We start from the raw sequence: 12,614 nt of genomic DNA, 5'->3' as shown, positions 1-12,614 counted from the left end.
TGCGCCCGAGACTAACCCTCCGCAGCGGGCGGCGGCAACGCCATCACGGCCTCCGCCTTGTGACAGGCGGCAAGGTGTCCCTCGCCCACCTTGCGTAGCTCAGGCAGGGCCTCGCGGCAATGCTGGTCGGCGAGCGCGCAACGCGCGACATAGGGACACCCCGTGGCGGCCGCCGATTGCGAGGCGATCGCCTGGGCCCCGCGCCGGCGCCGGCCGCCGCCCGCGCGCGCCCGCGGCACGGCATCCAGGAGCGCCCGCGTATAGGGATGGGCGCAGCGCTCGAACAGATCCTCCGGCCGCCCCTGCTCGACGATCCGGCCGAGATACATCACCGCGACCTCATCGCAGAGATAGTCGACGACGGCGAGGTCATGGCTGATCAGGACATAGCTCAGGCCGAACTGGTCCTGAAGGTCCTGCATCAGGTTCAGGACCTGGGCCTGCACGGAAACGTCAAGCGCCGAGACCGGCTCGTCGGCGACGATCAGCTTAGGCTGGGTGATCAGGGCGCGCGCGATCGCGATGCGCTGGCGCTGGCCGCCGGAGAATTCGTGCGGATATTTGTCCATGTCGGCATCGCGCAAGCCGACCTGGCGCAGCACCGCGGCGACGCGTTCCCGGAACGTGGTGCGATCAGCGCCGTCCAGCGCGGTCAATGGCTCGGCAACGATGCGCGCGATGGTCTGGCGCGGATCGAGCGAGCCGTAAGGGTCCTGGAACACCATCTGGAAATCGCGACGCGCACGGCGCAGCTCGTCGGCCGGGAGGCGGTTGAGGTCGCGGCCGAGCAGCGCGACCTGCCCCGACGTCGGCCGCTCCAGCGCCATCACGACGCGCGCGAAGGTCGACTTGCCCGAACCGGACTCGCCGACGATGCCGAGGCTCTTGCCGGGCAGGACCTGCACGCTCACGCCGTTGAGCGCGCGCACCTGCCCGGGCGGACGGAACAGGCTCTCGCGCGGCAGCATGTAGCGCTGCTCCAGATCCCTGACGTCGAGAAGAGGCGCGGTGCTCATGCGGACAGCGCTCCGACATTCTCGGCCATCGAGACATCGGTGCGCACGCAGCGCACGACATGACCGGGTCCGACCTCGACCATCGCCGGCAGCGCGGCGCGGCACCGATCGATCACGAGCGGACATCGCGCGGAGAAGGTGCAGCCGGCCGGAAGATCCGCGAGCTCCGGCACGGTGCCCGAGATCGTCTTCAGCCGCGTCCCCTTGCGCGCGCCGAGCTTCGGACGGGCGCGGAACAGGCCTTGCGTATAGGGATGGCCCATGCGGCGGAACACCTCGTCGGTCGGCCCGCTCTCGACCACGGTGCCGCCATACATCACCATCATGCGCTGCACGTTCTCGGCGATGACGCCAAGATCGTGCGAGATCAGGATCATCGACATGCCGCGCTCCTCGACGAGATCGGCGATGAGGTCGAGGATCTGGCCCTGGATGGTGACGTCGAGCGCCGTGGTCGGCTCGTCCGCGATCAACAGGTCGGGCTCGCAGGCGAGCGCCATCGCAATGGTGATGCGCTGGCGCTGGCCACCGGAGAACTGGTGCGGATAGGCATCGACGCGCCGCGCCGGATCGGGCAGCCCGACGCGGTCGAGCAAGGCGATCGTCTCCTTCCGCGCCTGCGACGCCGAGTAGTTCTTGTGACGCCGCAGCGGCTCGGCGACCTGGTGGCCGATCGTGTGCATCGGATTGAGCGCGGTCATCGGCTCCTGGAAGATCATGCTGATGCGGTTGCCGCGCAGGCGGCAGTAATCCGCGTCCGCAAGCCCGGCGAGCTCGCTGCCATCGAGCTTGATGCTGCCGGTGACGACGGCGCTGTCCGGCAACAGGCCCATCAGGGACATCGCGGTCACCGACTTGCCGCAGCCGGATTCGCCGACGAGCCCGAGCGTCTCGCCGCGCTTGAGCGAGAAGCTGACGCCGCGCACGGCCTGCGCAGGCCCGCGGCTGGTGTTGAGACGAACGCCGAGATTATCAACCTCGATCAGCGGCATGGTGGAGCGCTCAGCCATCCTCATCGCTCCCGCGCCAGTCGTGGATCGAGCAGATCGCGCAAGCCGTCGCCGAGGAGATTGAGGCCGAGCACGGCGACCGCGATGGCGGCCCCCGGATAGACCGCGAGCATCGGCGACTGGAACAGCAGGGTCTGCGCATCGTTTAGCATGCGGCCCCAGGATGGCTGCGGCGGCTGCGTGCCGAGGCCGAGATAGGATAGTGCGGCTTCCGCGAGAATCGCGAGCGCGAACTGGATCGTCGCCTGCACGATCAGGATCGACAGGATGTTGGGCAGCACGTGCTCGATGGTGATGCGGAATTTTCCCTTCCCCGACGCTCGCGCGGCCAGCACGAATTCGCGCGCCCAGATCGCGTTGGCCGAGCCGCGCGTCAGCCGGGTCAATGTCGGGATCTGGAAGATGCCGATCGCGACGATCGAGGTCACCATGCCCGGCCCCACGACCGCGGCGAGCATGATCGCGGAGAGCACGGCCGGAAAGGCGAAGGTGAAGTCGGAGAAGCGCATGATGATCTCTTCGGTCCAGCCGCGCCGCGCCGAGGCGATCAGGCCGAGACAAACGCCGAAGGTGAGACCTATGCTGACCGCGATGATGCCGACCATGATGGTGGAGCGGGCGCCGGCGAGCAGCAGCGAGACGATGTCGCGGCCGAAGGAATCGGTGCCGAGCCAGTGCGCCGCCGATGGCGGCCGGAGCTTCGAGGCGATGTCGATCTCGTAGGGCGACCAGGGCGTCCAGACCAGCGACAGCAGCGCCGAGGCGAGCACCAGCAGGCTCAGCGCGCCGCCGAGGACAAAGCTGCGATGGCGCAGCGCACGGCGCCAGAACGTGCGCGCGGGCAGCGGACGCGTGGCGACTGCTGCGTCAATCGGGGTGGTCAGCGGCGCGCTCACAGGTCGTGAACCTTGATGCGGGGATCGATGAAGGCATAGAGCACGTCGACCACGAAATTGACGATAACGACCATGGTTGCCAGCAGCATCACGCAATTGCGCACCACGATCAGGTCGCGGTTGGCGATCGACTGGAAGATCAGGCGGCCGAGGCCCGGCAGGTAGAACACGTTCTCGATCACGATTGTGCCGGCGAGCAGATTGGCGAATTGCAGGCCCATCACCGTCATCACGGGGATCATGGCGTTGCGCAGCACGTGGCGCCACAGCACCTCGCGTTTGCCGAGCCCCTTCGCCCGCGCCGTCCGCACGAAATCCTCGCGCAGCACTTCGAGCACGGCCGAGCGCGTGACGCGGGCGAGGATCGCGGCCTGCACCACCGCGAGCGAGATCGCCGGAAGCAGCAGCGACTTGACCCCCAGCCAGATGCCGTCCTCCCAGCCGGCGAAGCCGCCCGCCGAGAGCCATTGCAGCCGCACCGAGAACAACAGGACCAGCAGGATCGCGAACCAGAAGTTCGGCAGCGCGATGCCGACCTGAGTCAGCGACATCACGCCGACATCGCCGAGCTTGTTGTGGTTGGCGGCGGTGTAGATGCCGGCCGAGAGCGCCAGCGTCACCGTGATCGACATGGCCATGATCGCGAGCGGAATGGTCAGCACCAGCCGCTCCGCGATCAGGCTGGCGACCGGCGTGCCGTAGACATAGGAGTTGCCGAGATCGCCGACGAGCAGGCCCTTGATCCATTGCAGGTAGCGAACCGCCAGCGGCTGGTCGAGCCCGAGCTTGACGGTGAGCGCGCGGACCGCGTCGGCCGAGGCATCGGCGCCCATCAGCATCTGCGCGGCGTTGCCGGGAAGCGCATCCAGCACCAGGAAGATGATCAGCGACGCGCCGACCAGCGTCGCCAGCAAGGTCAAGACACGTCGGAGGACAAATACGCTCATGCGCGCCCGGTTTCGAAGCTCATCCGCGGCACGATCAACATGTCCGGACGGCGGACGCAAGTCCTTTGCGCGCAAGTGCTTTGCTGCATGCGCATGTCGTTATTCCGGCCAGCGGGACAGAAGGTCGACGGAGGCCTCGAACAGCGTGCTGACGCGGAGCAATTCCGCATCAGCCCGGAAGCGGCCGACGAGCTGAAGCGCGATCGGCAGGCCGTCGCGGCCGAAGCCTGAGGGAAGGCTGACGGCGGGATGCCCGGTCATGTTGAACGGCATGGTCCAGGGGAACCAGTGCGGCCGGACGCTGTCGAAATGCCGACCGTCGATCTCGATGGTGCCGAACAGATCCTGCTTGATCGGCAGCGCGGAGCGCGTGAGCGTCGGCATCGCCAGGAAGTGGCCGCGCGCAAGCAGGGATTGCACGCGGCGGAACAGCGCGGTGCGCGCGAACATCGCCTCCTGGTAGTCAACGCCGCTGACCTCGGTGGCAAGCGCGAGCTGCTTGAGGAAGGCCTCGCTCAGCTCGTCCTTGTGCTCGGCCGCGAGTTTTGCAAAGCGCGTGCGCCAGACGGTGTGGTTGATGGCGCGCCAGATCGGCTCGATGTCGAAACCCTCGCCGGAGAATTCCTCGAGCTCGGCGCCGAGCCCGGCCAGCCGGTCGAGGCTCGCCCTGAAGCTGGCCGCGACCTCGGCGGACACCGGACGGCCCGGCGGCGTCAGGCAGTACAGGATCCTCAGCCCGCGCAGATCGCCGCGCGGGGCGGCGGTGCCGACGAAGTCGGATACGGGAACGCCGATCGACCAGGGATCGCAGGGGTCCTCGCCCGCCATCGCCTGCATCATCAGCGCGGTATCGGCGACGGTGCGCGTCGTCGGCGTGACATAGGTCTGGTTGCCGAACACATCCAGCGCCTGGCTGTGCGGGATGATTCCGTTGCTCTGCTTCAGGCCGACCACGCCGTTGCAGGCGGCGGGGATCCGCGTCGAGCCGCCACCGTCGGTCGCGACCGCGAGCGGCGCGATGCCGCTGGCCACAGCAACCGCCGCGCCGCCGCTGGAGCCGCCGGAGGAGCGGCAGGCATCCCACGCATTGCGGGTGCGGCCGAACAGCGGCGAATCCGTCAGGCACTTGCTCCCGAATTCCGGCGTCGTGGTCTTGCCGATCAGGATCGCACCCTCGCTGCGCAGCCGCGCGACCGCCACCGCGTCCTCAACAGGCACATTGTCCTTGTAGGGAACGGCGCCGAAGGTGGTCTTCACCCCCTTGGTGTTGACGATGTCCTTGACGGTGTAGGGGATGCCGTGCAGCAGGCCGAGCGGCTCGCCGGCCATGACCCTGCGCTCGGCGGCGCGCGCGGCCGCCATCGCCTCGTCGCCGCAGATCGTGATGAAGCAGTTCAACTGGGGCTGGAGCGCCTCGGCGCGCGCGAGCACGGCCCGGGTGATCTCGACGGGCGAGATCCGCTTGTCGGCGATGAGGCCGCGCAGTTCGGTTGCGGACAGCAGGCAGGGATCGCCGTTCATCGTCACATCACGCTCCGAAGCCGGCCACCGTTGGCCAAGGCATTAGACAAGCCATTGACAGCCAGAATGACAGTTTTGTTAACTCGCCGTCCAATACGATTTTGGTCGCCAACCCATACGTTTTCGGTATGCCAATGGATCTTCGTCGGCTCCGCTATTTCGTCGCCGTCGCCGAGGCACGCAGCGTCGGCAAGGCCGCCGAGCGGCTGCGCATGGCGCAGCCGCCGCTCTCGGTCCAGATCCGCAAGCTGGAGGCCGAGGTCGGCGCGCCGCTGTTCCGCCGCGGCACCCGCGGCATGGACCTGACCGAGGCGGGCCAGGCGCTGCTGGTGCGCGCCAGCGAGGCGCTGGCGCTGGCGTCCGACGGCATCGAGGCCGCCCGCGCGGTCGCATCCGGCAAGCGCGGGCGGCTGTCGGTCGGCTACATGTTCGTGCTGGCCAATGCGATCCTGCCGCGGCTGATCCCCGAGCTGCGCCGCTCGGTTCCCGGTGTCGACCTCGACTTCGCCGAGCTCAGCGCATCGACACGCGAGGCGCGGGTGCTCGATCGCAGCGTCACGGTCGCGCTGTGCATGCCGGCCATCAACCATCCCGAGATCCAGGTGGCGCGGATCGGTGCACAGCGCTTCATGCTGGCGATGCCGACCAGCTCGCCGCTCGCCCGCCTGGGCTCCGTGCCGATGGCCCGGTTGCACGGACGTCCGCTGATCGCGCTGCCGCATCCGGACCATGGTCCCGCATCGTCCGCCGTGGTCCCCCTGCTGCGCCGGCACCAGGTGGTGATGCCGATCGCGAGCCGCGTGGAGACGGTGCATTCGGCGATGAGCCTGGTGCTGGCGGGCGAAGGCCTCGCGATCCTGCCGGCCTGCGCGCAGCTCGGCGCCCCGCGCGGCATCGTGTTCAGGCCGCTCCGCGATGCCACCGACTCCCTCGACATCGCGGTGTGCTGGCGGCGGGATTCGCAGAGCCCGCTGATCGGAACCTTCATCAAATGCGCCGAGAAGGCCGTCGCGCGGATGTGACGCGGCGCTACGGGCTCCAGGTGATCTCGTGGCTCCAGGGCGGATCGGCGCCCGGGCGGGTGCAGGTCAGGCCGGCGCAATTGGCGGCAAAGGACAGCGCGCGGCGGAGCTCGTCGGCATTGATGACTTTCAGCTGCTGCCGCGCCAGACGTCCCTGCTTGTGCAGGGCGAACAGCAGCGCCGCCTGAAAACTATCGCCGGCGCCGATGGTGTCGGCGACCGCGACCTTGGGCGCGGTGACCTCGATCTGCCCTGCTCCCGCGTGCCACGCGATCGCGCCGTTGTTGCCACGGGTGATGACGACGAGGCTCGTGCCCTGCCCGAGCAGCGTGCTCGCGCGCTGTTGATAGGGCTCGTCGCCGAAGAGATAGGCGAAGTCGACGTCCGACATCTTGATGAGATCGGCGCTATGCGCGAACTCGGCCATGCGGGCGAGATAGGCCGGCTTGTCCTTGACGAGGTTGGGGCGGCAGTTCGGATCGAACGAGATGGTCGACGACATCCGCGCGTCCGCGATCAGGGCTTTCGTTTCGGCGGCGCCCGGGTCGTTGACCAGCGTGGTCGAGCCGACATGGAGGACTTCGACCGTATCGAAGGGAATGGACCCGCGCCGGTAGGTCCAGTTCCGTGTCGCCGTCTCGGCATCGTAGAAGGCGTAATGCGACTCGCCCGCGACGATGCGCACGAAAGCGAGCGTGGTCTGGTGATCGCTGCGGGTGGCAAGGCCGAGCTCGACATGCGAGGCGGTTGCGTGATCGGCGATCATGCGGCCGAACAGGTCGGTCGAGATGCCGCCGACGAAGCCGGTCGGTGCGCCCAGCCGCGCCATGCCGATCGCGACGTTGAGGCAGGAGCCGCCGACCGCGGGCATCACCGCCTCGCGTCCATCGGCGTTTCGCGTCGGCACGAAATCGATCAGCGCATCGCCGCTAGCAATCAGCATTCGTTTCAACCCCGAATTCAGTCCTTTGCGATGTCGCGCATCGCGGCACGGCTGCCGCGATCGACCTCGCGCAGCAACTTGTACACCTCGCGCTTGCGGGCGTGAAACGCGGCCATATCAGGCGCGGTCGGCTCGCTCTTGCGTCCCAGCGCCGACATCTTTGCCATGGTCTCGCCGATCGAGGCACAGGCGCCGCCGGCCACCGCCCCGAGCATCGCGGCGCCGAGCAGCACCGGCTCCCTGGTCTGCGGCAGCGCGACGGTGAGGCCTGTGGTGTCGGCCATGATCTGGCGCACCAGCGGACTGCGGCTGGCGCCGCCGCCCATGATCATGATGCTGGAGCGGACGCCATGCGCGGCAAAGGCCTCGATCACCTCGGCAAGCCCGTAAGCGAGCCCGCAAAGGCCGGCGACGAACAGCCGCTCCATAGAGGCGACATCGGTGTCGAGATCGAGGCCCGCGATCACCGCGCGCGTATCGGGGTCAGCGTAAGGCGAGCGGTTGCCGATGAATTCGGGCAGGACGTGGACATCGCGGGCGAGCAGCGCGGCGCGGCTGGCATCGCCGGCGCGCGCGATGATGCGGCGCTCGAGGAAGTCGATGAGGTCGAGGCCCTTGTTGCGCGCAGCCGCGCTCGCCTCGGCAAAGCCCGGATGCGATTTGAGGAGGTGGTCGATCGCCGCGCCCGCCGCCGACTGCCCGCCCTCGTTCAGCCAGAAGTCCGGCACCATGCCGGAATAATAAGGCCCCCACACGCCCGGCACGAAGCACGGCTCCTTCGTCGTCGCCATGATGCAGGCCGACGTTCCCATGATGTAGGCGAGGCGGTCGCTGACATCGGTCGTTCCGCCCGAGCCGTCGCGACCGCCGATCGCGCCGATGCCGCCGGCATGCGCGTCGATCAGGGATGCGCCGACCGGCGTTCCTGGCGACAGGCCGAGCTCAGCGGCGGCCGTGCGGGTGAGGCCTGCGCCGAGCCGGGTGCCCGGCGCGACGATCTCGGTGCCGATGCGGGCGTATTTCTCGCTGACGAAGTCGGACAGCCCGATGCGCTTGAAGAATTGCGCGCTCCAGCCGCCACCGTCATGGGCGAGATAGTTCCACTTGCAGGTGACGGTGCAGGTCGAGCGTTGCAGCGAGCCGGTCGCGCGCCAGGTCAGGTAGTCTGCCAGATCGAAGAAGTGGCCTGCGGCATCGAAGCTCGCGCGCAGATGGCGCTTCAGCCACAACAGTTTTGGCATCTCCATCTCGGGCGAGATCGAGCCGCCGACATAGCGCAGCACCGCATCCTCGGTCTCGTTGATCAGCCGCGCCTCGGCGGTGGCGCGATGGTCCATCCAGACGATGACGTTGCGCTGCGCCTCGCCTGAGGCGCTGACGGTGAGCGGCTCGCCCTGGCGGTCGAGCACCACGAGGGAACAGGTGGCGTCGAAGCCGATGCCGCCGACGCTGTCGGGCGCAATGGCAGCTTCCGCCATCGCCGCCCGCACGGATTTTGCGCAGGCCTCCCAGATGTCCCGGGATGACTGCTCGACGATATCGCCGGCCTCATGCCAGATCCTGATCGGGTGCCGCGCCGTCGCCAGCAGCGTGCCGGCCTCGTCGAACACCCCTGCCCGCGTGCTGGTGGTCCCCACGTCGACGCCGATATACGCTCGCGGCATTGTCGCTCCTGGTCGCTCTCGTCAGTTTTGACGGCAAGCCTACCAGCAAGTGTAGCCGCCATCCACCAGCACGATGCTGCCGGTCATCAGGCTCGCGGCTTCCGAGGAGAGGAACAGCACGACGGAGGCGATCTCCTCGACCTGCCCCATCCGCGCCATCGGGGTTCCGCCGATCCAGGCGTCGTACATTTTGGGATTGCTCTTCACGAAGGCGTTGAGCGGCGTCTCGATATAGGTCGGCGCCACCGCGTTGACGCGGATGCCGCGCGCGCCCCATTCGGCGGCGAGCGACTTGGTCAGATGGTGCACACCGGCCTTCGACGCATTGTAGAAGCACTGCTCCTGCGGCTTGTTGACGATGAAGCCTGACATCGAGCCGACATTGACGATGGCGCCGCTTTGCGCCTTCAGCATGTGCTTGCCGAACTCGCGGCAGCACCAGAAGGTGCCGTTGAGGTTGACGTCGATGACGTTGAGCCAATGCTCGTCGGTCACGGTCTCCGCCGGCGTCTCGCTGCGGGCGATGCCGGCATTGTTGACGAGGATGTCGACCCTGCCGTGGCGGGCGACGAGGTCATTAGCGACCTCGGCGACGCGCCTGGTATCGGTCACGTCCATGATCGCGGTCTCGGCGTCAAACCCCTTGGCTTTCAAGCTGGCCTTGGCGCTGTCGGCGACCTTGCTGTCGCGGTCGCCGATGACGACCCTGGCGCCGGCTTCGGCGAGCGCCTCGGCGCAGGCCAGCCCAATGCCCTGCCCGCCGCCGGTGATGAACGCGGTCTTGCCGTTCAGCTTGAATTTTTCCAGGTACATGTTGGTCTTTCCGTTCTTTGCCGTTTCTTGTCAGCCGCGAAGCGCGTTGCCGCTCGCATCGAAGCGGTGGATCCGCGCGGGGTCCGGCACCAGCGACACGTGATCGCCGGCATGCAGGCTCAATTCGCCGATGTAGCGCGCGGTCAGCATGCCGAGCGGACCGGCATCGACGTAGAGAAAGGTGTCGCTGCCGAGATGCTCGGCGACCGCGATCGTCCCCTGCCAGCCGCCGGCGCCGTCGCGCTCGATCCTGAGGTGCTCCGGCCGCACGCCGATCGTGGCCGCGCCCTGCTGCCTGGCGAGTTCGCCGGTGACGAAGTTCATCTTGGGCGAGCCGATGAAGCCGGCGACGAAGAGATTGGCAGGCTTCTCGTAAAGCTCCAGCGGCGAGCCGTATTGCTCGATCTTGCCGCCGTTGAGCACGACGATCTTGTCGGCCATGGTCATGGCCTCGACCTGGTCATGGGTGACGTAGATCGCGGTGGTGCCGAGCTGCTTCTGGAGCCGCGTCACCTCGATGCGCATCTGCACGCGGAGCGCGGCATCCAGGTTCGACAGCGGCTCGTCGAACAGGAACGCCTTGGGCTCGCGCACGATGGCGCGGCCGATCGCGACGCGCTGGCGCTGGCCGCCGGAAAGCTCGCGCGGCTTGCGGTCGAGGTAGGGCGTGAGGTTCAGCGTCGCGGCGGCGGCCTCGACCTTGCGGTTGATCTCGTCCTTGGGGAGCCCCGCCATCTTCAGGCCGAAGCCGATATTGCCGCGCACGCTCATGTGCGGATAGAGCGCGTAGGACTGGAACACCATGGATAACCCGCGCTTGGCGGGCGGCGTGTCGACGACGTTCTTGCCGTCGATCAGGATCTTGCCGCCGGAGACGTCCTCGAGGCCGGCGATCAGCCGCAACAGCGTGGTCTTGCCGCAGCCGGAGGGACCGACGAACACCACGAAGGAGCCGTCGGCAATGTCGAGATCTGCGCCCTTGATGATGTGCACGGGGCCGAAGGATTTCTGCACGTCCTGAAGTGTGATCTGACCCATGATCCGGCAGCCCCTCTACTTCACCGCGCCGAAGGTCAGCCCGCGCACGAGCTGCTTCTGGCTGAACCAACCGAGGACGAGAATGGGCGCGATCGCCAGCGTCGAGGCCGCCGACAGCTTTGCCCAGAACAGCCCTTCCGGGCTCGAATAGGAGGCGATGAACGTGGTGAGCGGCGCGGCGTTCGAGGTCGACAGGTTCAGCGTCCAGAACGCCTCGTTCCAGGCCAGAATCAGATTGAGCAGCAGGGTCGATGCCAGACCCGGGATCGCCATCGGCGTCAGCACGTAGACCAGCTCGCGGCCGATGGTGGCGCCATCCATGCGCGCGGCTTCGAGGATGTCGCGCGGGATCTCCTTGAAATAGGTGAACAGCATCCAGATCACGATCGGCAGATTGCCGAGGCACAGGATGAAGACGAGGCCGATGCGGGAATCGAGCAGGCCGAAGGTCTTGTAGATCAGGTAGATCGGCACCAGCACGCCGACCGGCGGCATCATCTTGGTCGAGAGCATCCAGAGCAGGATGTCCTTGGTGCGCTTGGTCGGCGCGAACGCCATCGACCAGGCCGCCGGGATGGCGATCAAGAGCGCAATGAGCGTCGAGCCGCCGGCGATGATGACCGAGTTCATGGCGTGGTGCAGATAGTCGCTCCGCTCCTGCACGGTCGCGTAATTTTCCGTGGTCCAGTGGAAGAACAGGAAGGACGGCGGAATGGCGAAGGCCTCGAGCTCGGTCTTGAAGCTTGCCAGCACCATCCAGAGGATCGGGAAGAAGATCAGGAAGCCGAAGAACCACGCCCCGATCGTCGAGATCACCACCCGCTGCGTCGTTGCCATCCGCGCCATGCTTCAAGCCTCCAAATTGCGGCCGACGATGCGGACGAGGAAGAAGGCGACGACATTGGCGATCACCACCGCGACGAGGCCGCCGGCGGAGGCGCTGCCGACGTCGAACTGGATCAGTGCCTGCGAGTAGATCAGGAAAGCGATGTTGGTGGTCTGCAGGCCCGGCCCGCCGCCGGTGGTGACGAAGATCTCGGCGAACACCGTGAGCAGGAAAATGGTCTCGATCAGGATCACCACGGTGATGGGACGCGCCAGATGCGGCAGCGTGATGTAGATGAAGGCCGAGACGGCGCTCGCGCCATCCATTTCGGCGGCCTCCTTCTGCTCCTCGTCGAGCGATTGCAGCGCGGTCAGCAGGATGAGCGTCGCGAACGGCAGCCATTGCCAGGCGACGATCAGGATCACCGCGAACAGCGGCACGTCGTTGAACCAGTCGATCGGCGTCAATCCGACCAGCTTGGCGAGCCAGGCGAACAGCCCGGAGACCGGGTGCATCAACAGGTTCTTCCAGACCAGCGCGCTCACCGTCGGCATCACGAAGAACGGCGCGATCACCATCAACCGCACGATGTTGCGGCCGATCACGGGCTGGTCCATCAGCAACGCCAGCGGAATGCCGAGCAGAATGGTCATGGCCAGCACCGAGCCGACCAGCACCAGCGTGTTCTGGAGCGACGCGAGGAAAGCGGGATCGGTGAGGAAGTAGCGGAAGTTTTCCAGCCCGACAAACTCTTCCGAGCCGGGATCGAGCAGGCTGTAGTGCAGCGTCGAGAAATAGATCGTCAGCGCGAGCGGGACGATCATCCAGATGAAGAGCAGCCCGACGGCCGGGGTCAGGAGCGCGCGCGCCAGAAACTGCGTCTGCCGGGTTGCCATCCCTGACTTCTCCGCTTGCCGA

General features: G+C 67.2%; 12 protein-coding genes. 1 reads left to right on the top strand and 11 read right to left on the bottom strand.

Features of this window, described 5'->3' with window-relative positions; translation table 11 throughout:
* Positions 1–11: 11 nt before the first annotated feature.
* From AAFG50_RS14995 to AAFG50_RS14975, 5 genes are all read right to left on the bottom strand, one after another.
* Positions 12–1,016: an oligopeptide/dipeptide ABC transporter ATP-binding protein gene (locus AAFG50_RS14995; protein ID WP_028172152.1), complete on the bottom strand. Its 1,005-nt coding sequence runs from the start codon at positions 1,014–1,016 to the stop codon at positions 12–14.
* Positions 1,013–2,026, bottom strand: coding sequence for an ABC transporter ATP-binding protein (locus AAFG50_RS14990; RefSeq protein ID WP_028172153.1), 1,014 nt, complete (start codon positions 2,024–2,026; stop codon positions 1,013–1,015). Before AAFG50_RS14990 ends, AAFG50_RS14995 begins: the two co-directional genes overlap by 4 nt.
* A gap of 2 nt (positions 2,027–2,028) precedes the next feature.
* Positions 2,029–2,922 carry an ABC transporter permease gene (locus AAFG50_RS14985; protein ID WP_011086015.1) on the bottom strand — a complete coding sequence of 298 codons (894 nt, stop codon included), beginning with the start codon at positions 2,920–2,922 and terminating at the stop codon, positions 2,029–2,031.
* A complete protein-coding gene (locus tag AAFG50_RS14980; RefSeq protein ID WP_028172154.1) occupies positions 2,919–3,869 on the bottom strand; it encodes an ABC transporter permease in 951 nt (316 codons plus the stop codon). The genes AAFG50_RS14985 and AAFG50_RS14980 overlap by 4 nt, the downstream gene beginning before the upstream one ends.
* A 99-nt stretch (positions 3,870–3,968) precedes the next feature.
* The gene (locus tag AAFG50_RS14975; RefSeq protein ID WP_028172155.1) at positions 3,969–5,390 is read right to left on the bottom strand and encodes an amidase family protein; all 1,422 of its coding nucleotides are present in this window, start codon (positions 5,388–5,390) and stop codon (positions 3,969–3,971) included.
* A gap of 134 nt (positions 5,391–5,524) precedes the next feature.
* Between AAFG50_RS14975 and AAFG50_RS14970 the strand changes: the two genes are divergently transcribed.
* Positions 5,525–6,412: a LysR substrate-binding domain-containing protein gene (locus AAFG50_RS14970; RefSeq protein WP_028172156.1), complete on the top strand. Its 888-nt coding sequence runs from the start codon at positions 5,525–5,527 to the stop codon at positions 6,410–6,412.
* 7 nt (positions 6,413–6,419) lie between these two features.
* Here AAFG50_RS14970 and AAFG50_RS14965 read toward each other — a convergent pair whose 3' ends face one another.
* Genes AAFG50_RS14965 through AAFG50_RS14940 form a run of 6 tightly spaced genes read right to left on the bottom strand, consistent with a single transcriptional unit; the run spans position 6,420 to position 12,592 of the window.
* On the bottom strand, positions 6,420–7,355 hold the full coding sequence (locus tag AAFG50_RS14965; RefSeq protein ID WP_161535689.1) for a carbohydrate kinase: 936 nt from the start codon (positions 7,353–7,355) through the stop codon (positions 6,420–6,422).
* Positions 7,356–7,372: 17 nt separating this feature from the next.
* Positions 7,373–9,019, bottom strand: a complete 1,647-nt coding sequence (locus tag AAFG50_RS14960) for an FGGY-family carbohydrate kinase (RefSeq protein WP_028172158.1) — start codon at positions 9,017–9,019, stop codon at positions 7,373–7,375.
* Positions 9,020–9,058: 39 nt separating this feature from the next.
* A complete protein-coding gene (locus AAFG50_RS14955) occupies positions 9,059–9,832 on the bottom strand; it encodes an SDR family oxidoreductase (RefSeq protein ID WP_028172159.1) in 774 nt (257 codons plus the stop codon).
* 30 nt (positions 9,833–9,862) lie between these two features.
* Positions 9,863–10,870, bottom strand: coding sequence for an ABC transporter ATP-binding protein (locus AAFG50_RS14950; RefSeq protein WP_011086008.1), 1,008 nt, complete (start codon positions 10,868–10,870; stop codon positions 9,863–9,865).
* Positions 10,871–10,885: 15 nt separating this feature from the next.
* A complete protein-coding gene (locus AAFG50_RS14945; RefSeq protein ID WP_038966046.1) occupies positions 10,886–11,716 on the bottom strand; it encodes a carbohydrate ABC transporter permease in 831 nt (276 codons plus the stop codon).
* Between the two features lie 3 nt (positions 11,717–11,719).
* Positions 11,720–12,592, bottom strand: a complete 873-nt coding sequence (locus AAFG50_RS14940; protein ID WP_039185045.1) for a sugar ABC transporter permease — start codon at positions 12,590–12,592, stop codon at positions 11,720–11,722.
* Positions 12,593–12,614: the final 22 nt, after the last annotated feature.

It is taken from the genome of Bradyrhizobium sp. B039, from assembly GCF_038965675.1.
GTDB lineage: Bacteria > Pseudomonadota > Alphaproteobacteria > Rhizobiales > Xanthobacteraceae > Bradyrhizobium > Bradyrhizobium diazoefficiens.
The sequence above is the reverse complement of the archived record's forward strand: the minus strand, read 5'-3'. Positions and strand labels throughout refer to the sequence as shown.

Coding starts and splice junctions, on each gene's coding strand:
- AAFG50_RS14995 (WP_028172152.1), bottom strand. CDS start 1,016: ATGAGCACCGCGCCTCTTCTCGACGTCAGGGATCTGGAGCAGCGCTAC.
- AAFG50_RS14990 (WP_028172153.1), bottom strand. CDS start 2,026: ATGGCTGAGCGCTCCACCATGCCGCTGATCGAGGTTGATAATCTCGGC.
- AAFG50_RS14980 (WP_028172154.1), bottom strand. CDS start 3,869: ATGAGCGTATTTGTCCTCCGACGTGTCTTGACCTTGCTGGCGACGCTG.
- AAFG50_RS14975 (WP_028172155.1), bottom strand. CDS start 5,390: ATGAACGGCGATCCCTGCCTGCTGTCCGCAACCGAACTGCGCGGCCTC.
- AAFG50_RS14970 (WP_028172156.1), top strand. CDS start 5,525: ATGGATCTTCGTCGGCTCCGCTATTTCGTCGCCGTCGCCGAGGCACGC.
- AAFG50_RS14965 (WP_161535689.1), bottom strand. CDS start 7,355: ATGCTGATTGCTAGCGGCGATGCGCTGATCGATTTCGTGCCGACGCGA.
- AAFG50_RS14960 (WP_028172158.1), bottom strand. CDS start 9,019: ATGCCGCGAGCGTATATCGGCGTCGACGTGGGGACCACCAGCACGCGG.
- AAFG50_RS14955 (WP_028172159.1), bottom strand. CDS start 9,832: ATGTACCTGGAAAAATTCAAGCTGAACGGCAAGACCGCGTTCATCACC.
- AAFG50_RS14950 (WP_011086008.1), bottom strand. CDS start 10,870: ATGGGTCAGATCACACTTCAGGACGTGCAGAAATCCTTCGGCCCCGTG.
- AAFG50_RS14945 (WP_038966046.1), bottom strand. CDS start 11,716: ATGGCGCGGATGGCAACGACGCAGCGGGTGGTGATCTCGACGATCGGG.
- AAFG50_RS14940 (WP_039185045.1), bottom strand. CDS start 12,592: ATGGCAACCCGGCAGACGCAGTTTCTGGCGCGCGCGCTCCTGACCCCG.